16 protein-coding genes are annotated in these 20,562 nt (G+C 55.5%); 7 read left to right on the forward strand and 9 right to left on the reverse strand.

What is annotated here, in order from left to right; translation table 11 throughout:
- Positions 1 to 42: 42 nt before the first annotated feature.
- From KK925_RS09575 to KK925_RS09590, 4 genes are all read right to left on the reverse strand, one after another.
- Complete coding sequence (locus KK925_RS09575) at positions 43 to 1,776, reverse strand: ABC transporter ATP-binding protein (protein WP_174582443.1); 1,734 nt, start codon at positions 1,774 to 1,776, stop codon at positions 43 to 45.
- Between the two features lie 125 nt (positions 1,777 to 1,901).
- The gene (locus tag KK925_RS09580) at positions 1,902 to 2,843 is read right to left on the reverse strand and encodes a D-alanyl-D-alanine carboxypeptidase family protein (RefSeq protein WP_236027909.1); all 942 of its coding nucleotides are present in this window, start codon (positions 2,841 to 2,843) and stop codon (positions 1,902 to 1,904) included.
- Positions 2,844 to 3,223: 380 nt separating this feature from the next.
- Complete coding sequence (hisG, locus tag KK925_RS09585; RefSeq protein ID WP_174582445.1) at positions 3,224 to 4,105, reverse strand: ATP phosphoribosyltransferase; 882 nt, start codon at positions 4,103 to 4,105, stop codon at positions 3,224 to 3,226.
- 7 nt (positions 4,106 to 4,112) lie between these two features.
- On the reverse strand, positions 4,113 to 4,679 hold the full coding sequence (locus tag KK925_RS09590) for an HIT family protein (protein ID WP_174582446.1): 567 nt from the start codon (positions 4,677 to 4,679) through the stop codon (positions 4,113 to 4,115).
- 53 nt (positions 4,680 to 4,732) lie between these two features.
- Between KK925_RS09590 and holA the strand changes: the two genes are divergently transcribed.
- The 3 genes from holA to KK925_RS09605 are packed head-to-tail and all read left to right on the forward strand — an operon-like array spanning position 4,733 to position 7,945.
- Positions 4,733 to 5,824: a DNA polymerase III subunit delta gene (gene holA / locus KK925_RS09595; protein WP_214096470.1), complete on the forward strand. Its 1,092-nt coding sequence runs from the start codon at positions 4,733 to 4,735 to the stop codon at positions 5,822 to 5,824.
- Positions 5,825 to 5,841: 17 nt separating this feature from the next.
- Positions 5,842 to 6,672 (forward strand): glycosyltransferase family 2 protein, encoded by an 831-nt coding sequence (locus KK925_RS09600; protein WP_236027910.1) that lies wholly within the window; start codon positions 5,842 to 5,844, stop codon positions 6,670 to 6,672.
- A 13-nt stretch (positions 6,673 to 6,685) separates the two neighbouring features.
- Positions 6,686 to 7,945 (forward strand): PQQ-dependent sugar dehydrogenase, encoded by a 1,260-nt coding sequence (locus KK925_RS09605; protein WP_174582448.1) that lies wholly within the window; start codon positions 6,686 to 6,688, stop codon positions 7,943 to 7,945.
- Positions 7,946 to 8,322: 377 nt separating this feature from the next.
- On the opposite strand, the gene glgB is transcribed toward KK925_RS09605, so the two are convergent.
- The 3 genes from glgB to KK925_RS09620 all read right to left on the reverse strand — a co-directional run bounded on the left by glgB (position 8,323) and on the right by KK925_RS09620 (position 14,358).
- Positions 8,323 to 10,245, reverse strand: a complete 1,923-nt coding sequence (glgB, locus tag KK925_RS09610) for a 1,4-alpha-glucan branching protein GlgB (RefSeq protein ID WP_174582449.1) — start codon at positions 10,243 to 10,245, stop codon at positions 8,323 to 8,325.
- Between the two features lie 6 nt (positions 10,246 to 10,251).
- Positions 10,252 to 13,608 (reverse strand): maltose alpha-D-glucosyltransferase, encoded by a 3,357-nt coding sequence (gene treS, locus KK925_RS09615; protein WP_174582450.1) that lies wholly within the window; start codon positions 13,606 to 13,608, stop codon positions 10,252 to 10,254.
- Between the two features lie 174 nt (positions 13,609 to 13,782).
- Positions 13,783 to 14,358 (reverse strand): thioredoxin family protein, encoded by a 576-nt coding sequence (locus KK925_RS09620; RefSeq protein WP_174582451.1) that lies wholly within the window; start codon positions 14,356 to 14,358, stop codon positions 13,783 to 13,785.
- An 87-nt stretch (positions 14,359 to 14,445) separates the two neighbouring features.
- Here KK925_RS09620 and KK925_RS09625 point away from each other — a divergent pair, with 87 nt between their 5' ends.
- Complete coding sequence (locus tag KK925_RS09625) at positions 14,446 to 15,669, forward strand: MFS transporter (protein WP_174582452.1); 1,224 nt, start codon at positions 14,446 to 14,448, stop codon at positions 15,667 to 15,669.
- Positions 15,670 to 15,695: 26 nt separating this feature from the next.
- On the opposite strand, the gene KK925_RS09630 is transcribed toward KK925_RS09625, so the two are convergent.
- Entirely contained in the window at positions 15,696 to 16,043 is a 348-nt protein-coding gene (locus tag KK925_RS09630) for a phage holin family protein (RefSeq protein WP_174582453.1), read from the reverse strand.
- 651 nt (positions 16,044 to 16,694) lie between these two features.
- Here KK925_RS09630 and KK925_RS09635 point away from each other — a divergent pair.
- From KK925_RS09635 to KK925_RS09645, 3 genes are all read left to right on the forward strand, one after another.
- Positions 16,695 to 17,291: a methyltransferase domain-containing protein gene (locus KK925_RS09635; protein ID WP_174582454.1), complete on the forward strand. Its 597-nt coding sequence runs from the start codon at positions 16,695 to 16,697 to the stop codon at positions 17,289 to 17,291.
- A gap of 527 nt (positions 17,292 to 17,818) precedes the next feature.
- Positions 17,819 to 19,429, forward strand: a complete 1,611-nt coding sequence (locus KK925_RS09640; RefSeq protein ID WP_174582455.1) for an ArnT family glycosyltransferase — start codon at positions 17,819 to 17,821, stop codon at positions 19,427 to 19,429.
- A gap of 208 nt (positions 19,430 to 19,637) precedes the next feature.
- Positions 19,638 to 19,847: a hypothetical protein gene (locus KK925_RS09645; protein ID WP_214096471.1), complete on the forward strand. Its 210-nt coding sequence runs from the start codon at positions 19,638 to 19,640 to the stop codon at positions 19,845 to 19,847.
- A gap of 475 nt (positions 19,848 to 20,322) precedes the next feature.
- On the opposite strand, the gene KK925_RS09650 is transcribed toward KK925_RS09645, so the two are convergent.
- Positions 20,323 to 20,547, reverse strand: a complete 225-nt coding sequence (locus KK925_RS09650; protein WP_174582456.1) for a hypothetical protein — start codon at positions 20,545 to 20,547, stop codon at positions 20,323 to 20,325.
- Between the last annotated feature and the right edge of the window lie 15 nt (positions 20,548 to 20,562).

A 20,562-nucleotide genomic window follows, 5' to 3' on the forward strand; every position in this document is an offset into this window, starting at 1 on the left:
GGACACGTTTTTGCCGAGGTTGAGGCAAAGCCCATGCGGAGATCATGCCACAAGCAGGCCAGCCGGTAAGAGGGTGGGGCTCGTTATCTCCCGGTACGGACCGGGCTGGGCGAGAAGCTTTTGGTGGGTTCCCTCCTGGGCGATTGTCCCGTTTTCCAGTACAATGATCCAGTCGGCTTTCTGGAGTAAGAAAGGCCGGTGGGTGACCCATAGGATCATCGGCATGGGATCGAGGCTGACAAGGCGTTTCCAGATCCTCGCCTCCGTTTCGGGATCGAGGTTCGTGGTAGCCCCGTCAAGAATAAGAACCATCGGTTGCAGAAGAAGGGCACGGGCCAAAGCCAGGCGCTGTTTCTGGCCTCCGCTCAAACGGATTCCCCGCTCCCCAATGACGGTTTGGTAACCATTGGGAAGGTTTTCGATAAATTCGTCCGCGCAGGCAATTCGGGCGGCTTCCTCGATCCTTTTTCGGCTCGCATGGGGAAGCCCGAAGGTAAGGTTTTCCTGGATCGTCCCGTGGAAAAGGAACGGTTCCGGAAAGACGTAGGTGACGGATCGGCGGAGGCAGGAAAGAGAGAATTCCCGAAGGTCGACATCGCCCCAGAGGATGCGTCCGGTCGTTGGATCGTGAAACCTGGGCAAAAGCGTAAGCAGAGCTGTTTTTCCCGAGCCGGTGGGCCCGGTAATCACCACAAAAGTTCCCGGCGTTAACGTAAGGCTAATATCCCTAAGAATGTGGGCGTGGTTTCTTGTGAGCCCGACCCGATCGAAGACCAGGGCCGCCGGCCGCCGGCCCGGGACTCGCTTGCCAGAAGCTAGAGGTTGCACCCCGCAAAGAAGCTCCTCGATCCTTGAGGCTGACGCGTGTGCCGCTTCCCAAAGGTTGGAGAGGTGAGTCAACCCGCAGACTCGATGAGCAATGGAAACTAAATAAATGAGGATTTTCGCCAGATCCCCGACCGGAAGCGTCCCTTGAAGGGTAAGACGTCCTCCCATCCAGAGGACTCCGGGAAAGGCGAGCGCAAAAAGAACATGAGCGGTCGGAAGGCGGGTGGCCCAGAGCCAAACCCCCGAGAAGAGTTCTCGCAGGTACTCTTTTTGCTGGGCGAGAAGCCGCCGCCTTTGGATTCGCTCAAAAGAAAACGCCCGCACAAGACGCAGAGCAGTGATCGACTCCTCCATGATCCCCACGAGGGAAGCGTAGAAGGAGTGCACCCTCTTCCATTGGCGATGCAGTCGTAGAGATCCCCGCACGACCCGGGCAAGGCTTGCCAGGAGAAGCACTACAGTCAACAAGCCGAGGGTGGGGCTAGCCGAAGTAATAAGGGCTAGGGCAAGGACGAGGTAAAGGGATGTGTCAAAAACGGCCATCGGGAATCCTCGAAGAAATTCCTCTACGTTCCGAAGATCGCTGATCGTGCACGAAAGGAGGTCTGCCGTAGAAGCAGACCGTGTGTTCCACCCCAGGGCTCGTTGCTGAGTTGCTCGAAAGACATCTCTTCGGAGTTCTCCGAGGACCTCCCCTATCCATCGTACCTCCGTGATGCCCGCCCAAACCAGTAATCCTTCTCTGGCGGCTGCCAGGAGGAGACAGAGTCCCGCATACCACCCGCAAAAAAGGACGGAGTCAGGGGAAGCTCCTTTTGCCAGCTGGTTAAGGCTTGCCCCGATTATGTGGGGCAAGACAAGTTCCAATGCTACGGCCCCGGAAAGGGCGACCAGGCAAAAAAACAAGCTTCTCGGGCGATGTTTGAAGTATCGGAGTACTACCCCCATGGGAGGTCAAAGGAGAGTACCAGAAAAATAGCATATTTCTGCAACCCGCGGATCGGCAAGCCCGCCCCCTGCGTTAAAGGAGCCTCTTACTTAAGAGTTAGCTAAACCTTCGGGTTTCTCTTATCTTATAGACTGCCCGTTGAATTGGTTCCGGATGAGGGGTGAGCCGGAGGGGTACCCAGCTTGGCAAACCCATGATCAAAGAGCCATCGGGCATCCTGCCATTTATTGGGGCTGGCTAGCAGTACCAGATGCAGCTCCGAGCCATCCCGGCGGCAACAGGCCGCGAAGGTATGTAGGCTTGATCGAGTCCATCCGGTTTTGGCAGGGCCCATCCCGGGGTATTTCCCGAGAAGCTTGTTGTGGTTCTTAATCCAGTGTTCTCCACTGGCCGTGATCAAATGGAACGCCGGCGTGGCACAAATGGTTCGCAGTTCCGGCACTCGCAATACGGCCTCAAAGATCCGAAGAAGGTCTCGTGCAGTAGTCCACTGTCCCGACGCAGGTAGGCCGTTAGGATTAACAAAGTGGGTATGGGTACATCCCAATTCCCGTGCTTTCCGATTCATTTCTTGAACAAAGGCAGCGACCGACCCGCTGGTATAGCGGGCCAGAGCCAAAGCTGCATCGTTTTCGGAACCGATCAAAAGTGCCCAGACCAGGTCACGAACACTCACGGTTTCTCCCGGAACCAGGGGAATGTGAGAGGGTTCGACCCGGGTGTCTTCCGGCCGAATCCGGACCCATCCAGCCAAGCCGGTCTTTTCGTAAACGATGAGTGCCGTCATGAGCTTGGTTGTGCTTGCGGGGGGCAAGGGGAGGTCGGCGTTACGCTCAAAAAGGACCCGGTTGTCCACCGGGTCATACAGGAGGATTGCGGTAGCTCTTGGCAGGGACGACTCCGGAAAGGGTCGTCCTTCGGGATGCGGGCGCGGGCCGACCGGTCGGGAATGCTTTTTGACACCCGCGGCAAGGCTTGGCTCAGCTGGCCACAAAAGAGCGACGATGGCCAGAGTAACGAATCCCAAGCGGGCCTGTGGAAAGGCCTGGAAACGTCTTCGTCCCACCACCAACCCCCTTTTTATGAAACGAGTTGGACTTGCTGGGCAAGCCTTTTTTGTTTTTTCAGAGCCTAAGAGCCGCCTGCCTGTATGCCTTTTTTCTTGAGGATGGGATCGATCCGGCTTCCTCAAAGGCTGCATGGAGCCCGCTTTCTTCTACGCCTTGTACCGCAACCGTTTCTTATGGCGATGCATTCGCCGCCGCTTGCGGCGTTTATGCTTGTTCATCTTAGCTTTTCTTCGTTTTTTGATCGAACCCATAGATTGGTATCTCCCTTCCTCCTTTCGTTGGTCGAGCTTGCCATAGACTCATTTTCCGCAAGCTATGGAGTGGTTGGCTCCAAAGAAGGGTCCTCTTCCCCGGTTGGCTAGCATGGGAAGCTTTCCTAGTAGATCACCTTGTTGAGCGGATACTCGATAATCCCTTCGGCGCCCAATTCTTTGAGTTCCGGGATGAGAACCCGTACGATTTCCTCGTCCAAAACCGTTTCAACGGCAACCCATTGAGGATCTGCAAGCTGCGAGATCGTTGGTCTGCGCAAGGCCGGTAGCCTCTGGAGAATAGCGTTAAGATTTGATTGCGGTACATTCATCTTAAGGCCTACCTTGTCCCTTGCCTGGAGAGCCCCTTGCAGGAGAATCGCGATGGCTTCCATTTTTTTCCTTTTCCATTCGTCTTTCCAAGAAACGGGATTGGCGATCCATTGCGGGTAGCTTTCCAGGACGACATCCAGAACCCGCAGGTTATTGGCTCGCAGAGACGCCCCCGTTTCGGTCAAATCCACGATGGCATCCACCAGTTCCGGTACTTTCACTTCCGTTGCTCCCCAGGAAAATTCCACCTGAGCCTCTACGCCATGGGTGCGTAGGTACTTACGGACAAGCTGGACTGCTTCCGTTGCGATGCGTTTCCCTGCTAGATCGTGTACGGATCGATACGGGGAATCCTCTGCCACGGCCAGCACCCATCGAGCTGGGAGCTTGGAGGCCTTGCTATAGGCAAGGTCACAAATGACGACCACATCGGCTTCTGTTTCCAACACCCAGTCTTTGCCCGTAATCCCGCAGTCAAGAAATCCTTGAGCCACGTACCGGGCCAATTCCTGGGCCCGGATGAGCCGTGCCTCCAAGTCTGGATCATCAATGTAGGGACGGTATTCCCGTTGGGATCGCCGGAGCCGAAATCCGGCCTTGGCCAGAAGTTCCACGGTTGCCTCTTCGAGACTTCCTTTGGGCAAGCCGATCCGCAGTTTGCGCTCGCATGACATGGGCTTGCTACCTTGCCGTCTTATCCGGGTCCTGTAAAGTGCCTTTTTCTTCTCGAGAACCCCCACTTCCGTAGGCACCGGTCCAAGGCCCGGCAGATTCCAACCAGCTTTTGAGCCGGTGATAGACACCCGGAAGGTCATCCGGATGGACCCGAGTTCGCCCAACGGTGGTCATGAAATTGGAGTCGTTGGCCCACCGCGGCACCAAGTGCCAGTGTAGGTGGCTTTCCAAACCAGCTCCTGCGGCGGCTCCCAGGTTGAGGCCCACATTGTATCCATCCGGATGAAGGGTAGCGTCAATGGCGTCGATTAAATGACAAATCATGCCAATGGACTCGAGAATCTCCGCATCGGAAAGTTCCTGTAAGCGGCTTGCCTTTCGATAGGGTACGATTAGGCAGTGCGCCGTATTGTAGGGAAAGGCATTGAGGAGGCAAAAACAGGATTTTCCTCGCAGTAACACATAGTTTTTTTCATCATCGCTCTGGGCGGCGATGCGGCAGAAGAGATCCGGATCCAAGGGTTGCCCCTGTTCTAGATAAGCCTTGCGCCACGGTGCCCACAGGTGTTCCATGGAGTCTAGCGGAAAATTAGACCGAGGTGCACATCGAACACAAGGTGGAACCAATGGGAGTGGCGGCACCCAAAGGGGTTCACATCTTTACAGGGACGGATTCCTACGCAGCATTCCAGGCATCCAAGGCGTTTGTTGCTCAGCAGGCCGTCCAGCATCAGTTAGAGATCGAAGCTTATGACGGCGATGGGGAGAGTGGTGAGGAAGCTCTCGAACAACTGAAAGCTGTATGGGAGGCTTTGGTTACCGTTCCCCTTTTTGGAAAAGGGAGAATCGTCTGGTGGAAGCATGTGGACTTGTTAGGGGCGAGCGTTTTTTTCCGCAACCCGGCTTTGTTGCGTGTATGGCAAAACCTGCTGGAGGTCCTTTCGCAAGGAACGACTCCCTATTTCCGGCTTGTGATTCATGCCCGAGCTCTGGATCGACGGATCGCAGCACTCAAAGACCTTTTGGCCAATGCCATGATCACCCGTTGCGATCGGGTATCGCCTGGTTCGGAGGAGGAATCCGACGAAATAGCCCAACTGGAAGAGCAGCTACAAAAGCTTGGTTGGGAACCCGAGCCGGGTGTGTCGGAATGGCTGTTTTGGGCTACGGGAGGGGACCGGGGTCTTTTGGAGCAGGAACTAGCGAAACTGGCGGTCTATCCTTCAGGGGACCGGCGGTTAACACGAACGTTTGCCGCAACACTTGTGCCGGTTTCCCGCGGAGGGGATCTCTGGGGGTATTGTGACGCTGTGCTTGCCGGTAAGCTGGATGAGGCTTGGGATTCGCTGCAGCGACTCCTTGCCTTGGGGGAATCGGAGATTGGATTGGCGAGCCTTCTTGCGGCACAAATTCGCCTAGCTGCCCGGACGGCTTGCCTACGGGAAGCCGGTCTTTTGCGGCTGGTTCGCCGAGGTTCCACCGTCCTTGCAGAGGTAGACCCGTCTGCGCGAGCGCTTCTGGTCCGCTCGAAGTCTGGAGAGCTTCCTAGCCCGTGGAGGCTAGGTCGGATCGCTACCCGCAGCCAGCGATTGCCCATCCAGAGGTGGGTGCGCGCTGTGGAACGGGTGGAGTGGCTTTTGCGAGAACTTGTGACCCAGGATCTGCCCAGGGTTCTCTTGGAAAGAGCCACGCTGGAACTTTGCCAGATCCTAAGCTAGCCTAGGAGAGAACGAACTTGGAGAGCTTCAAAGGGATGCATCCTCCCCGGCCGTTTCTTTCGATCGTCATTCCCTTCTACAACGAGGCGGAAAACCTGGGCTTGCTCATTACGGAGCTGGACCTGGTGTTGGGAGATTTAGGGATTTCGGCCGAGATTCTCCTAGTGAATGATGGGAGCACGGACTTTTTCGATCGTCCGGCCACTACGCCGCGCTTTCCCATCCGGTGGATCGATCTTGATCGTCATTCCGGTCAAAGTGCAGCCATCTACTTTGGAATCCAGCAAGCCCGCGGGATGGTCATCGGGCTCATGGACGCGGATCTTCAGAACGACCCGGCTGATCTCCCCCGCTTGCTCGAAACACTGGCCCGGGAAGAGGTCCATCTTGTAACGGGCTTTCGCCAGAGACGATTCGATTCCTGGACCCGCAGGTTTACTTCGAAAATCGCCAACTGCGTCCGTTCCTTTCTCCTTAAGGATCAGACCCGGGATACAGGGTGCTCCCTTAAAGTACTTCGCCGTGAGCTTGCCGTACGGCTTCCAGGTTGGGATGGAATGCACCGGTTTATTCCTTCTCTGGCTGTGGCCATGGGATTTCGTGTCGCGGAACTCCCCGTCCATCACCGGCCTCGGCGCTTTGGCAAGAGCAAAGTCCGGCCTTTTCGACGCGCCTGGAAGGCGACCATCGACCTTTTAGGAGTTCTCTGGCTTTCGCGTCGCCAGTTTCAAGCTAGGGCTTTGGAAAAAGGAAACCCTGATCCGTTGAGCGAGTTTGGCGAAGAGGTAGCGCGGGCGCACGAACCGGCCATCTCCCCTCCCTGCCAAGGCAAGGTTGGAACCGAGTAACGCTTCTGGGTCCATGTGGCTGCGTTTAGTGGCTTCCTTTTGGATTGCCGTCTCTACGGTGCACGCGGCCATTCGGGTAGAGACGCTAGTCCCCCAGCCGATCCGGATCCGGCTAGAGGATCTCCCTCGTCCCTACCAAACGGCGAGCGCGGAAAAGTACCCGCGCATTGTTCCTCCCCCGAAGGATCCGGTTTTGCATTTGCCTCAAGGTTTCCAGCTAACCGTGCTGGCCGATGGCTTGGATTCCCCTCGTTGGATTGTACCGGGGCCAAACGGGAGCTTGTTCGTTGCCGAGAGCTATTCTGGTCGTATTTGGCTTTTGGAACTGGAAGCCGGCCGCTCTACTGGGATCCGTCGCCACCTTTTTGCTCCCGAAGGAATCGGGTTGCGGGAGCCTTTTGGCATGGCTTGGGACGAGCACTGGTTTTATGTGGCATGTACCGACCGGCTTTTGCGGTTTCCCTACGAGCCGGGTCAGACCTTTCTCAAAGGAAAGGGTTCCGTGCTGGCCGTTTATCCGGGAGGCGGGCACTGGACTCGAAGCCTTGTCCTCTCGCCGGATGGGACGGCGTTATATGTGGGAATCGGTTCGGCCGGCAATGTTGGGTGGGAGAGATCACCTCGAGCCACGGTTTTGCAGGTCCCTTTGAATGGATCCCCACCGAAGGTCTGGGTCCGAGGGATTCGCAATCCCGTGGGGCTTGCCTTCCATCCAGTGACCAGGGAACTTTGGTGTGTGGTCAATGAAAGGGATGGGCTAGGGGATGATCTTGTCCCGGACTACATGGCCTGTCTTCATCCGGGCGAGTTCTATGGATGGCCCGCTGTCTACCTCTCGTCTCACCTAAGGGATCCAAGGATTGAGATTTTCGGTCCTAAGCTCCATACCCTTGTGTCCCAAACGAAAACCCCCGAGATTCTTTTTCAGGCTCATTCCGCTCCGCTGGGCCTTGCCTTTGCGGCTACCGAGACCCTCTTCCCTCCGCGATACCAAAATGGTGCTTTTGTCAGTTTCCACGGTTCATGGAATCGCACGGTGGCTACGGGATATAAGATTGTCTTTGTTCCCTTTGCCCCGGAGGGACGGCCCTTGGGATGGTATGAGGATTTTCTTACAGGCTTCCTTTTAGATGCAGATAGGCCGATTGCCTGGGGAAGGCCGACAGGCTTGGCCGTTCTCCCGGGTAAGGGAGTAGTTTTTAGCGACGACGCTTCCGGGCGGATCTACCTGATTAGCTATGGGGCTTCTGGAAAACCTTCCGTAGCTCCCTGACAACCGCCTCGCGAAAGCCTTGCCGCTTGGCTTCTTTTTTATTGGAAAAGTACTGGCCGAAAAGGCTCCCCTTTCCGCGGGGTCATCCAGGGTTTTTTCCCGGTCAAACGCGAAAATGCTCTCTCCCAAAAAACGGGAGCCCCTGGCGAAGCCTTGGAGGGGCTTGAATCTGGCTAGAAAGTGTTTCAAGGTTTTAGGAACAGGTGTGCCCAAACGAGCAAATCCACGATCCACCGAGATTCGCCTTCCGAGGGGATAGTGGAAAAAAAGAGCTCTTTCAGTAGGGCGCTTTGTGGAAAGAAACGGATAAGCTCGTTTTGCTTTCCGGTTTGGCGGGCGGCAGTCGTTCCATTCCCCAGCCTTTTCAAGGGAGGTATCTATTGTGGATGGGATAACTCCTTTTTAAAGGCGACCAGAGAAAGAGGAGGCAAGGTCAAGCATAGGGAAAAAGGCTGGCCGGCCCAGGCAAGCAAACCTGCTTCCACGCCGCCCAAGTTACCGAGTCCCGAACCACCGAAGTAGCTCGCGTCGCTATTGGCAATTTCTTTCCAATAACCGCCAGCTGGGGCTCCCACGAGATAATGGAACCGGGGTACGGGTGTCAGATTGAGAACGACCAGAATCAATTCTTTCCCGTCGCGCGACCGCCGGAGGAAACTAATAATGCTTTGTTGCCAATCGGAAAAATCGATCCATGCAAATCCTCGGGGATGGAAGTTTTCCTCGTGCAAGGCTCTTTCCGTTCGATACAAGCGATTCAGCTCGCACACCCATCGCAAAAGTTCTTGGTGGGGCACGTATTCCAAAAGGTGCCATTCCAAGCTATGATCCTGGTTCCATTCGCCCCATTGGCCAAATTCACCCCCCATGAAAAGAAGTTTATGGCCTGGGAAAAAGTACATATACCCCAGAAGGGCACGGAGATTGGCGAACTTTTCTTGGGGTGTCCCCGGCATCTTGGAAAGAAGTGATCCTTTGCCATGGACCACTTCATCGTGGGAAAGAGGAAGGATAAAGTTTTCATGAAAGGCATACCACGCACTAAAGGTTAAGCAGTGCTGGTGATACTTCCGGTAAATCGGGTCCAGCGAAAAGTACCATAGGGTATCATGCATCCACCCCATGTTCCATTTCATCCCAAAACCCAACCCTCCGAGATAGGTGGGCCGGGACACCATAGGATAGGCGGTGGATTCCTCGGCAATCATCTGGACATGCGGAAACGAGCGATAGACTTCCTCATTAAGAGTCCGGAGAAATGCGATGGCTTCGAGGTTTTCATTTCCCCCATAGATATTAGGAATCCATTCTCCCGGTTTCCGGGAGTAGTCGAGATAGAGCATGGAAGCAACCGCATCAATTCGCAGGGCATCCACATGATACTGCTCGAACCAAAAGCAGGCGTTACTAATGAGAAAAGCTCGAACTTCGTTTCGCCCATAGTTGAAAATATAGCTTCCCCAGTCCGGGTGATATCCTTGGCGGGGATCCGCATGTTCGTATAGATGGGTTCCATCAAAAAGACCTAACCCGTGCCCGTCGGTAGCAAAGTGAGAGGGAACCCAGTCGAGGATGACGCCAATACCGTGCTGGTGAAGGTAATCGATCAAGTACATGAAATCCTGGGGAGTACCGTAGCGAGCCGTCGGAGCGTAGTATCCGGTAACCTGGTATCCCCAGGAGGGATAATAGGGGTGTTCCATGATCGGGAGAAATTCAACATGAGTGTATCCAAGCCGCGTCACATACTCGGCAAGGAGCGGGGCCAATTCCCTGTATGTGAGCCAGCGATACCCTTCTTCGGGGACTCGTCGCCAGGAACCTAAATGAACTTCGTAGATTGACCAGGGTGCATCGAGCGCGTTTCGTTGAGAGCGTTTTTCCATCCACTCGTGGTCGTGCCAATCATAGTGGAGATCCCAGACGACCGACGCACTACACGGAGGTTTTTCTGCAAAAAAGGCAAAGGGATCGGCCTTTTCTAGAGGAGCACCTCCCCGTTCGGGTTCGATATAGTACTTGTAAAGGGCTCCCTTATCGACTCCTGGAAGGAAACCTTCCCAGATTCCCGATTCATCGCTCCGGCGTTCCAAGGGATTTTTTTTGGGATTCCAACCATTGAAGTTGCCGATGACCGAAACGTACCGCGCATTGGGTGCCCAAACACGGAAAGAGGTCCCTAGGGAGCCGTCGCGGAGGGCCAAGTGGGCGCCCATTTTTCGATAGATGCGATAATGGCACCCCTGGCGGAAGAGATAGATATCATATTCGGTCAGCGGTTCATAAGAAGGCCAGCTCATCGCTAACTATGAGGGGATGGGAGGTGGTAGGGTTTCGGGGCCTAGAGAAAGGAGTTTGAGCGCGTAGAACGAAAACGCTACCCGGTCATGCTCAAGTTCCACGTCCCGGATCAATTCTCCCAGGGCTCGTTCGATCAGGCAGAATTGCAAAAGGACATCCCGATCCGCCGGGTCAGTCGGGAGAAAGGAAGCGGGCCCGATCCGTGCATAATAGCTCTCCAGAAAGACCGTACTGGTGTACTTATACCAAAGATGGATCCAGTCGGAAAGATAGGGAAACTCGGCCACAGGTGCCACTCCTGAATAGCGAAGGGAGGAGAAGGCTGCAAACCGGAGCGACTGGAGCATCGTGGCGGCATCGCGTAGGGCGGGCCGTTTGAGTCGCCGTTCGCTCGCAGGCCGGAAGGGATCCCCTTCAAAGTCAGTAATGACGAAATCCTTTCCCGTATACAGAACTTTTTCCAGTTGGTAATCTCCATGAACTCGAATTTTTGCGCCGGAAAGTTTTCGATTCACAATGGCTCCCAAGAGCGTTTTTAGCCGGCTATAGATCCCACCCCAGCGAGGGGCTTCGTCTCGGAGGGCAGGCGGAAGCGAGGAAGTTCTTTCTTTAAAAAGACGATTGACCTCTGCGAGTAATTCGAGCCCCGATTGGAATAGCGAGCGCTGGTAGAGAGGAGTGAAGGGTTCGGGGTTAAAGTCAGGATCGTCTGACTCCTGTCCCAAAGCCAAGTGCATTTGTGCGGTCCGGTCTGCCAGAAGACGGAGATTCCCAAGGAAAATTTCGTCCACGAGTTCCCGGACCGAGGCCGGCCATTGAGCGATGGGCTCTTTCCAAAGGGCTAGCGGGTCCACAGGAGGTCGAACCTCGAGCACGTGCTCCAGGTACCGTTCGACAACCCCGATTGTGAGCTTCCAGGCATCCTGTTCGGAAGTGACATGTTCAAGAAGGAGAGCTACCAAAGAGCGCGCGCCATCCTCTCGATGATATTCCAGAGCTCCCATGTACTGCGGTACGTGCGGAAATCTACATTTTTCGCTCAAGTAACGCACCATTTCCGCATCGGGATCTTCTCCCTCTCCCAGGATTCTGTAGAGTTTTAAAAGGAAGCGCTGGCCATAAATGACCCTCACGCAGGCAGGCTCCGTTTCGATGAGCTTGGTGTGGGGAGGCAACTGTCCTTGCCGGCGTAGTTCTTCGCTTTCCCGGGAGGCTCTCCCACAAAGAAAACCATGATGGCCGGACGCTCTCCTTCTTCCGGCAACAAAGTCCAGAATGAGATCCCAGGAACCCGGATACCGACGAATGTCGGCCAGCACTCCTTCCCACTGGCCGGCCTGGTATCGAACCAGAACCGATTCCGGATAGAGGAGGAGAAGTTGGCGCGCTGCATCTGCTTCGGCAACAAAAAGCGGGAGGGCCAGAACCATGGGACTTCCCTCGGACAAGTTGGTCGAGACAAAAAGCCAGAAGATCGAGTCAGCTCTCCTGACCGGCTCCATTTCAATGTAATCCCAGACCGAAACGTCCGTGATCGCTGCACTAGGTGCAAGGCGACCAAGAACGGAGGGGAGATAATCGGGCAGAAGTTGGGCAAGAACCCTTCTTCCGGTTTCCGACTCCCAGTACTCGGCAGTGGGACGTTCGACAAGGACCAAGGGGCGCACGGAATCCTTAAGATGGACGACGGGTTCGGTCGTCTGGCTGAGGAGAAGCCAGAAGTGATCGTAGGGCCCCATGAGGAAGGTCAGGGGGTCGTCGGTCCGTATTGGGGGGAGAACCGTTCGACCAAAAGGCTCGATGGGGGTCATTCCAGCCCATTCTCTGAGGTCAAGGCGGGCCAGCTGGGAAAACCTCGAAAGATTAAGGACCACAAGCACGATCTGTCCCTCCCATTCGCGGGTAAAGGCGAGCACCTTGGGATTATCCACAAAAACAAGCCGCAGGGATCCCCGAGCCAGAGCCCGCAAACGCTTGCGCATGTCGATCGTTCGGCGGACCCACCACAAAAGCGAAGAGGTGTTCCGCTCTTGGAGTTCTACATTAACAGCTTGGTAGTGGTATTCAGGGTCGATGACAACGGGTAAGTAGAGCTTTTGGGGATTAGCCGTGGAGAATCCAGCATTGGTTTCCCCGCTCCATTGCATGGGGGTTCGGACTCCGTTCCGATCTCCCAAGTACATATTATCACCCATTCCAATTTCATCCCCGTAGTAGAGGATGGGAGTCCCCGGAAGGGAGAAAAGAAGCGTAAAGAGGAGCTCAATTTTCTTGCGATTATTCCCAAGTAAGGGAGCCAGCCGCCTGCGAATCCCCAAATTCAACCGCGCTCTCCCTTCCCGAGCATAAACTCGATACATGTAGTCCCTTTCCTCATCGGTCACCATCTCTAGGGTGAGTTCGTCATGGTTGCGCAGAAAAATGGCCCATTGGCAATTGTCCGGAATGGCTGGAGTTTGCTCGAGGATATTCACGATGGGGTAGCGCTCTTCGGACTGGAGGGCAATGTAGAGCCTGGGCATCAGCGGGAAATGGAACGCCATGTGGCATTCATCCCCCTGGCCAAAGTAAGCCACGGCATCTTCCGGCCACTGGTTAGCCTCGGCCAGGAGCATCCTTCCGGGATACTTGCGGTCTACAAAGGCCCGGATTTCCTTGAGAAACGCGTGCGTTTCCGGGAGGTTTTCGCAGGTGGTCCCCTCCTTTTCAAAAAGGTAGGGAACTGCATCGAGCCGTAGGCCGTCCACCCCCATCCCTAACCAGAAATCGATCACTTTGAGGATCTCACGCCGAACCTCGGGATTTTCGTAATTGAGGTCGGGTTGATGGGAGTAAAAGCGGTGCCAATAGTAAGCTTTGGCCAGCGGGTCCCAAGTCCAGTTGGAAGTCTCAAAGTCTTGGAAGATGATCCGTGCGTCCCGGTAGCGCTCCGGCGTTTCGCTCCACACATAAAACTCCCGCCACCGGGACCCGGGCCGGGCGTGACGCGCTCGTTGAAACCAGGGATGCTGATCGGAGGTGTGGTTAAGGACAAGCTCGGTGATCACGCGGATACCGCGCTTGTGAGCTTCCTCGAGAAACCGTTGGAAATCCCGGAGCGTTCCGTAGGCAGGATGCACATTGGTGTAGTCGGAAATGTCGTATCCGTCGTCTTTCAACGGGGACGGGTAGAAAGGTAAAAGCCAGACTGCCGTAACTCCCAGTTTTTCTAGGTAGTCCACTTTAGAGGTAAGTCCCGGAAAATCGCCGATTCCATCGCCGTTGGAATCGAAAAAGGCCCTCACGTGGAGCTCGTAGATAATCGCATCCTTGTACCAGAATGGATCGGTGGGAGGGGTACGAGAAGAGAAAAGTGCTGTCACGTTTGCGTCACGCCTGCCACGAAAAACGCAGGGAGGTACGGCTTTCCTTCCGAGGGAACCGGGTAGGGCCAAAAGGGTTGCTCTCCCAGAACTGTGGGGAGTGCTGGGAAGAGAGCAGGGACCAAAAAGAAAAGAACGCAAGAAAAGAAGCTGGCACGTTTCCAGAACTGTAATCTAGAGGTAGTCCGGCTCGTTACCTGGCTTCCACTTGATACTGCATCCAAGGCTAGGCTTTTGATCCTGGGGAATGGGTCGTCCTTCCAAAAGAGCGTCGATCGCCCTTGCTAGGTCGTGCCCGGTAACGGGAATTCCATTACCCGGCCGGCTGTCGTCGTATTGTCCCCGGTAGACAAGCTTTCGATCCTGGTCAAAAAGGAAAAAGTCTGGCGTGCAGGCTGCCCGAAACGCTTTGGCCACTTCTTGAGACTCATCGAAGAGGTAGGGGAAGGGATAACCGACAAGCTTGATCTCTTCGGCCATCCGTTCTGGGCTATCCTCAGGGTAACGCTGGGGATCGTTGGAGTTAATCCCCACGATGGCTACCCCGCGTTTCTGGTAGTTCCGGCAAAACTCCGCCAGATGGTGGCGGATATGTTTCACGTAGGGACAATGGTTGCACAGAAACATGACCAAAAGAGCGGGAGCCCCTTGAAAGTCATCCCTCCGGACGATCTTGCCGCTTGGGTCGGGTAGAGCAAAGTCCGGGCAAGGAGTCCCCAACGGAAGCATAAGCGAACGGGTTGCAGCCATGAGTTGTTACCTTGTTTTGGCAGCTTAGTCTACTTGCGTTTCGTCTTGGACGCAAGCTTCCGGTAGGCTTACAAAACGACTCCTTTCATGAGCTTGCCTCTGACCCTTCGTGCTCTCCGTCATAGGGATTTCCAGTTGTATTTTGCCGGTCAAGCCATTTCCTTCATTGGCACCTGGATGCAGTCGGTTGCCCAGGGTTGGCTGGTGTTCCAGCTGACCCATTCCAGCTTTTGGCTCGGCCTGGTTGGCTTTTGCGCAAGCTTTCCTTTCTTTCTTTTTTCCCTCTGGGCCGGCACGATTGCCGACCGAGTTCCCAAACGGGCGTTGCTTGTGTGGATCCAAGTATGGAGTGCAGCCATCGCATTGGGATTGGGACTTTCGATTTCCTGTAAGCTTGTCACCCCTTGGCTTGTGGCGATCCTTTCCTTTGCCGGAGGGATCGCGCGTGCTTTGGAAACTCCAACGCGGCAGGCTTTTCTCATTGAACTCGTCGGCCGAGAGGATCTTCCCAATGCTGTGGCACTCAATTCGTCCCTATTTAATGGAGCCCGGTTGCTAGGGCCGGCTCTCGGCGGCTGGCTTGTGGCAACCTGGGGAACGGCCAGCTGTTTCTATGCCAACGCCGGCTCCTTTGTCGTAGCCTGGGCGTGTCTGGTTGCGATGCAGGCGGAGGGCCTTCCGTCGGAGTGCACCCAAGAAGGCAGGACTGGGCTACCGGAAGCTTTGGGGTTCCTTTTCCGAGAGGGAAGAGAAGCTCTTGAGCCTTTGGGGGTACTGGCGGTCGTCTCGCTCTTTGGATGGTTTTACTCAACCCTTCTCCCGTACTTTGCCGGGGCCATTCTAGCGGGTGGGGCAAAAGAACTGGGCCTTTTGGTTTCTTTCAACGGTTTGGGAGCCCTTTTGGGGGCTCTCGTAACGGCCCGGCACGGCTCCTTTGAGCTGGCTCGACGATTTTCTCGATTGGGAATCACGCTTTTTTGCCTGGCGCTCCCCATCTTCGCAGAATCGCGCTTGCTTCCCTTAAGCGCCGGCGCTCTTTCGGTGGCAGGTTTCGGGTTAGTGCTTTTCCATTCCTCTTGCAACATCTGCGTCCAGAAGATTGCTCCTGACGAGCTGCGCGGGAGGCTCCTGGGCGTGTATGTCTTTCTTTATCAAGGTCTTTTCCCTTTCGGGAACCTGCTCGGGGGATGGTTTGCCCATACGTTCGGGGCTCCGAAAGCGCTGTGGATCGGCTCCCTTTTCTGCGCCAGCGCAGCGTTTGGGATGAGTCTCTTCTCACAACTGGTTTCCTTGGGGAACAAAGCCCGGTGAGGATTGGGCTACGATTCGGCTTTACCCTACGCTACGGCAATCCAAGATTCTAAGATCACACGCACAAGGCTTATGACGATGGCCCCTCCGAGTGCTGAAAGGAAACCGGGGACATGGAAACCGGCCACTAGGGCTCCGACCAAGTAGAGCAAAAAGGCGTTAATAACAAGAAGGAAAAGTCCAAATGTAAGGAGAACGAGGGGCAAGCTTACAACGACAAGGATCGGTTTGAGTAGAGCATTGGTAATGCCCAGGATAAGGGCAGCCGCCAGAAGGGAACTCCAGTGGTCGTAGGTAATCCCTAGGAAGCGGATGTGAGCGGCCACAAAAACGGCCACCGTCAGGATAAACCACCGGAGGAGGAATGGGGCCATGGTCTTACCCATTAGACTGGCTTGGATGACGGGTTTCGTCAACTAGGGCTATGTCCAATCCTATGCCGTTTGCCCGGGTATCCCTGAGGGTCTCTGCATCCATTCCTGCCCATCCCAAGAGGCTTGCCTGCGGGCCCTTTTTGCCGGCGCCGCTCTTTTGGTCGAAGGAGCTTTTCCCCATAGAGATTACTGGCCGGTTTCCCTGATCGCTTCGACGCAAGCATCTCTCTGGGGTAAGCGGGAGGAGAGGGGAACGAGAAAAGGCAACCAAGGGAGAGGTTCCCTGCCCAGCTCCCCAAGCCAGATGGCTCGCAAACCTTCTAGCTTTGGCCCTAAGGTTGACACCCTTGGGTGACAAGCCGCTCGGCCGTCGTTACTGCCTGGGCAAAGAAGAGATAACTGCCATTTGGCTTCTGGGCAAAAAAGGAGTTAGACTCCTAGTGGGAGGCGGGCGATAGGAACTCAAGCAGGAGCTCCGTTTGGGGACACGGGAGTGGTAACCCTGGCCAAGAGAAAAGCTTTCATCTTGGGAGCTTCAAAAAAGGGAGCCAGGGGAAGGTTTTCCGGCTTGGCGGAATAACGTTTTAGGAGTTAGCCCATGGGACGCAAAAGCGAAGGGATGCGGGCAAAGTCCCCGGAAGGAACCGGAAGATGGGAAAGTTCTTACGAGATCCATCCTACTGGGATGAACGCTATCGAGCGGGGGATCATCCATGGGATCGCGGCTCCCACGCTCCACCGCTGGAAGAAGTGCTGGAGCTTTACCCATGGAAGGGTCGAGTGCTGGTGCCAGGATGTGGGACCGGGCATGATGTCCGCTTTCTAGCGGCTGCTGGGTTGGAGGCGGTCGGGATCGATTTTTCGACCGAAGCCATTGCGCGCGCTCGGTCTTTTACGAAAACCCCCAAGGCAATCTTTTATGAGTTGGATCTTTTTTCTCTCCCTCCTTCCTGGAATGATACTTTTGACTATGTTTGGGAGCACACGTGTCTTTGTGCGCTCCAGCCCGAGGATCGCCAGCACTACGTGCATGCGGTCCACCGGGTCCTTAAGCCGGGCGGCTCTTTGGTTGGCGTTTTCTTTTTGGTGGGTTCGTCCCAGCCTCCCCCATACGGGTTTTCGCCCCCGGAGCTAGACCAGCTTTTTGGTGCCTTGTTTTGGCTCGAAAAGGAGTGGCTTCCGGGCCGGTCGTATCCAGGACGCGAGGGAGAAGAGCTGGTCCGGTGGTATCGAAAGGAAGTGCGCTAAAAGGCTCTGGCACCCCTCGGGTAAGGAAAGCCGAGGCTATCCCTCTGAGAGGAAAGAAGTGCTTCGGAAAGCCCGGGGATCATCTGGAGGACTGGAAGAGATGGCACTTTGCGTGGGGGAGTGTTTCCTCGCGAGAGGACGGGAAGCGAGTCCGGATCACTCTTTTTTTGGGAAACCAACGTAGGAACTTGTGAATGAAAGCCGGTGAGAAATCTCTTTTTTCCAAAGGCTTCGGTTGGGAGGGAGCAAAAAAAACACTTGCCTTACCTGCGCGTAAAACTGTCCCCTGGAGCTAGCCAAATGGAGAGCGCACCAGAGTCGCTAACGGGCTTTTTTGGGTTGGGAGCTATCTAGAGGGATACCCCTTGCGTTTTCCAGAACCGGGAGAAAGGAAGACGAGCGGGGCAGAAAAAACCAGGAAAAGAATTCCCTTTTGGGATTTTTGGGAATAACCCGCCAAAAAAACTTTTTGTTGCAGGAAAGAATCTTGGTTAGAGGGATCCGCTTGACCGAAAAAAAGAAAAGCGGTGGAGGCTCACCGGCCCAGTTGGATTTCGCAAACCCTGGCAGCCGGGGCGCGTCTTGCGGGAAAAGTGCGGAAGCCAATCGCCAGTATGGGCAAGCTATGCCATAGGCCGGCTTTGGGAAGCTGGGAAGCTCCCCCCCTTCGCGGGCTCATTCTTGGGATTTTCTTTTTGGGGGTCGGAAGCGTGCGGTTATGGATGGCATCGCGGTTGGAACTTGTTCCGGATGAGGCCTATTACTGGTTATGGTCCCACAGGCTAGACTGGAGTTACTATAGCAAGGGACCCGGGGTGGCTTGGACGATCTTTCTTGGGCGCCTCCTTGGAGGGGACACCGAACTAGGGATTCGCTGGCCAGCTGTCCTTCTTTCTCTGGGCACAGGATGGCAGCTCTACCGGATGGCGCAGGAACTTTTGGGACAATCCGAAGCTCTGTGGTCGCTTACGCTGGCTGCGGGGATCCCTCTCTTTGCGGTTGGATCGGTGCTGATGACCATTGATCCCTTGTCCGTTTTCTTTTGGGCATGGGGAGCCCGATCCTTTTGGAAGGCAATCCATGGGCCGGGGTGGGGCTTTTGGCTAGCGTCGGGACTGGCCGTGGGTCTTGGGTTTTTGGCAAAATATGTCAATCTCTTGGAGCTTCTCTGTTGGGTTTTCTACCTCGTGATCACGCCCTCCAAGCGGTCGCTTTTGCGGGACGGCCGTTGGATCTGGATTGGGCTCCCGGTGATTCTTGCACTGGCACCTGTTTGTTACTGGAATGGCACGCACCAGTGGGCTGGCATAGGTCATCTCCTTTCCCGCGGCTCCTTGGATCGGCCTTGGCAGTGGAGTGGAAAGGAATGGATGTCGTTTCTAATGGAACAAGCCCTTGCTTTATCTCCAGTGGTTTGGCTGGGGATGCTCTGTGCGGTGGCAGATGGGTTGCGGAAACTGCCTGTCTGTCCCAAGACCTCGTATCTCGTTTGGTTATTTCTCCCGGTCTTTCTTTTTTATGCTTTTTTGAGTTTCAACCAGGCGGCCAAGGGCAATTGGACGGCCACCGCGGACATAGCGGGCATCTTGCTTTTGGGTTCTTTTTGTCATCGGTTATGGCGGATGGGAAGGTGGGGTCTGCGCGCTTTCGTCGGAATCCTTTTTCTTACGGCTTTCCTGGAAACGGGTCTTCTCCATACCACGCTTCCTTTGGGGGTAGCTCCTGCGCATGACCCTCGCATGCGGGTTCGGGGTTGGAGAGACCTTGCGCAAAAGGTGGATCAGGTCCAGCAAGCGACCCGGTCTCAAGTTTGCATTGCCAGTAACGCAGGGTTGGCAAGTGAGCTGGCTTTCTACCTCCCCGGTCATCCCCCGGTTTATGTGGCACCCAGTTCCCGGCCTCGGGACCAGTTTTTCTTTTGGCCGAGTTACGATCCGGCACGTATCCGGCGTGCTCTCTATATCACGGAGGACTGCGAGGCGGTTCTCCCTCGTCTCCTTTGCAAGGATTTTTTTCGGGCAAACGCCTTGGGCCAGGTTTGGCGAAGGTTTCGTGGAGCCAAGCTTACCGCGTACTGCCTGTGGCTTTTGGAGATTCCGCCATCCAAGGTCCTCCCTCTATCCCAGAAGAGTCCATAGCGGGTTGCCAAGAGCGAAAAAAGATAGGAACACCTAAAGCCCTTCACGCTAGCATCTCCAACTGAAGTTCACTGCGTGGGCCTAGCGGCAGGATGTTGGTGACAAGACGGCTTGGCGGATCTGGAAGGAGGGATGTTTGCCTCTTGCCGGAGAGAAAAGTTACTGACCGGGACCGTAATGGTGCCTGCGGAGGCGGCAGCACCCGATCATGTCGCTCTTCACGCGCGGGTGTCGAGCGTCGATCCAACAGCGGATTGCGGGAGACAATGGGCTTGGGTTCTCCCGAGTTGGCTTCTCCAACAAACCGTTGCGGATCGTTAAGGCCGTCAACGAGGTCGGCTCCGGGATGAAGGGCCATCGCAGAGGGGTCGTTGGGCAGGTCTATGATCCAAAGGTTTTCGTCGTCCTGGTCGAGTAGCTCGACCGGCTGATGGGCCTCGGTTCCGAGTAGCCCGAGGAGGCATTGGGTGCGTAGAGTAGATCTATCCTGGTGGGGGGGTCCGAATGAAAGGACTGACGATATCGTGCGTGGCCCATATGCGGTCAGCGTTTCGTTGTGTGCCAGCCGGTACGGAAAGAGATCCGCGCGGAACCGCGCAAAGAAGGCGCTCGAAGCAATCGCATAAGGAGGCTCTCCATTTCACAGGAGGGAGACGTTTGAGGCTCATACTGGAAGAGGGTTTCGCCTCGTAACACCTATGCGGCGCTCTCCGAGTGGGTGGAGCGAAGTTTTTTTCTGCCACATGCGGGTCCGTATTTCGATGAAGAAGCGTAAGCGATCGTTCCTGCCACGGTTTGGCTGGATCCCGCAAGAGTTCTCTAGCCGCCGGGTCCAAGCTCGGGGGAAAAACGGGTTTGAGCCGCCAACGGCGGCCCAAGCTCATGGAGGGAAGCTAAGGAGCGGGATTCGGAAGAGCGGAAAGGTGATCCGCAAGCTCAAGCAAAAGATGCCGGGATCGGGCGTTTTGCCCGAGAAAAGCCGCCTGACCATCCTCGGGACGAAACTCCCTGCGCCCCTGGCCGAAGAGGAGTCCCCAGCGGCTGCGTCTCTCTTTGGGTTCCCGCCGCCTCTTCCCGTAAAAAATGTTTCTTCGAAGAAAACCGATGCGCCAACCCATGCGGACTGGAAGAAA

It is taken from the genome of Candidatus Methylacidithermus pantelleriae, from assembly GCF_905250085.1.
GTDB lineage: Bacteria > Verrucomicrobiota > Verrucomicrobiia > Methylacidiphilales > Methylacidiphilaceae > Methylacidithermus > Methylacidithermus pantelleriae.

What these genes read in the sequence shown, in the direction of transcription:
- KK925_RS09575 (WP_174582443.1), bottom strand. Translation starts at nt 1,776, where the DNA reads ATGGGGGTAGTACTCCGATACTTCAAACATCGCCCGAGAAGCTTGTTT.
- hisG (WP_174582445.1), bottom strand. Translation starts at nt 4,105, where the DNA reads ATGTCATGCGAGCGCAAACTGCGGATCGGCTTGCCCAAAGGAAGTCTC.
- KK925_RS09590 (WP_174582446.1), bottom strand. Translation starts at nt 4,679, where the DNA reads ATGGAACACCTGTGGGCACCGTGGCGCAAGGCTTATCTAGAACAGGGG.
- holA (WP_214096470.1), top strand. Translation starts at nt 4,733, where the DNA reads ATGGGAGTGGCGGCACCCAAAGGGGTTCACATCTTTACAGGGACGGAT.
- KK925_RS09605 (WP_174582448.1), top strand. Translation starts at nt 6,686, where the DNA reads ATGTGGCTGCGTTTAGTGGCTTCCTTTTGGATTGCCGTCTCTACGGTG.
- glgB (WP_174582449.1), bottom strand. Translation starts at nt 10,245, where the DNA reads ATGAGCTGGCCTTCTTATGAACCGCTGACCGAATATGATATCTATCTC.
- KK925_RS09620 (WP_174582451.1), bottom strand. Translation starts at nt 14,358, where the DNA reads ATGGCTGCAACCCGTTCGCTTATGCTTCCGTTGGGGACTCCTTGCCCG.
- KK925_RS09625 (WP_174582452.1), top strand. Translation starts at nt 14,446, where the DNA reads ATGAGCTTGCCTCTGACCCTTCGTGCTCTCCGTCATAGGGATTTCCAG.
- KK925_RS09630 (WP_174582453.1), bottom strand. Translation starts at nt 16,043, where the DNA reads ATGGCCCCATTCCTCCTCCGGTGGTTTATCCTGACGGTGGCCGTTTTT.
- KK925_RS09635 (WP_174582454.1), top strand. Translation starts at nt 16,695, where the DNA reads ATGGGAAAGTTCTTACGAGATCCATCCTACTGGGATGAACGCTATCGA.
- KK925_RS09645 (WP_214096471.1), top strand. Translation starts at nt 19,638, where the DNA reads ATGTCGCTCTTCACGCGCGGGTGTCGAGCGTCGATCCAACAGCGGATT.
- KK925_RS09650 (WP_174582456.1), bottom strand. Translation starts at nt 20,547, where the DNA reads ATGGGTTGGCGCATCGGTTTTCTTCGAAGAAACATTTTTTACGGGAAG.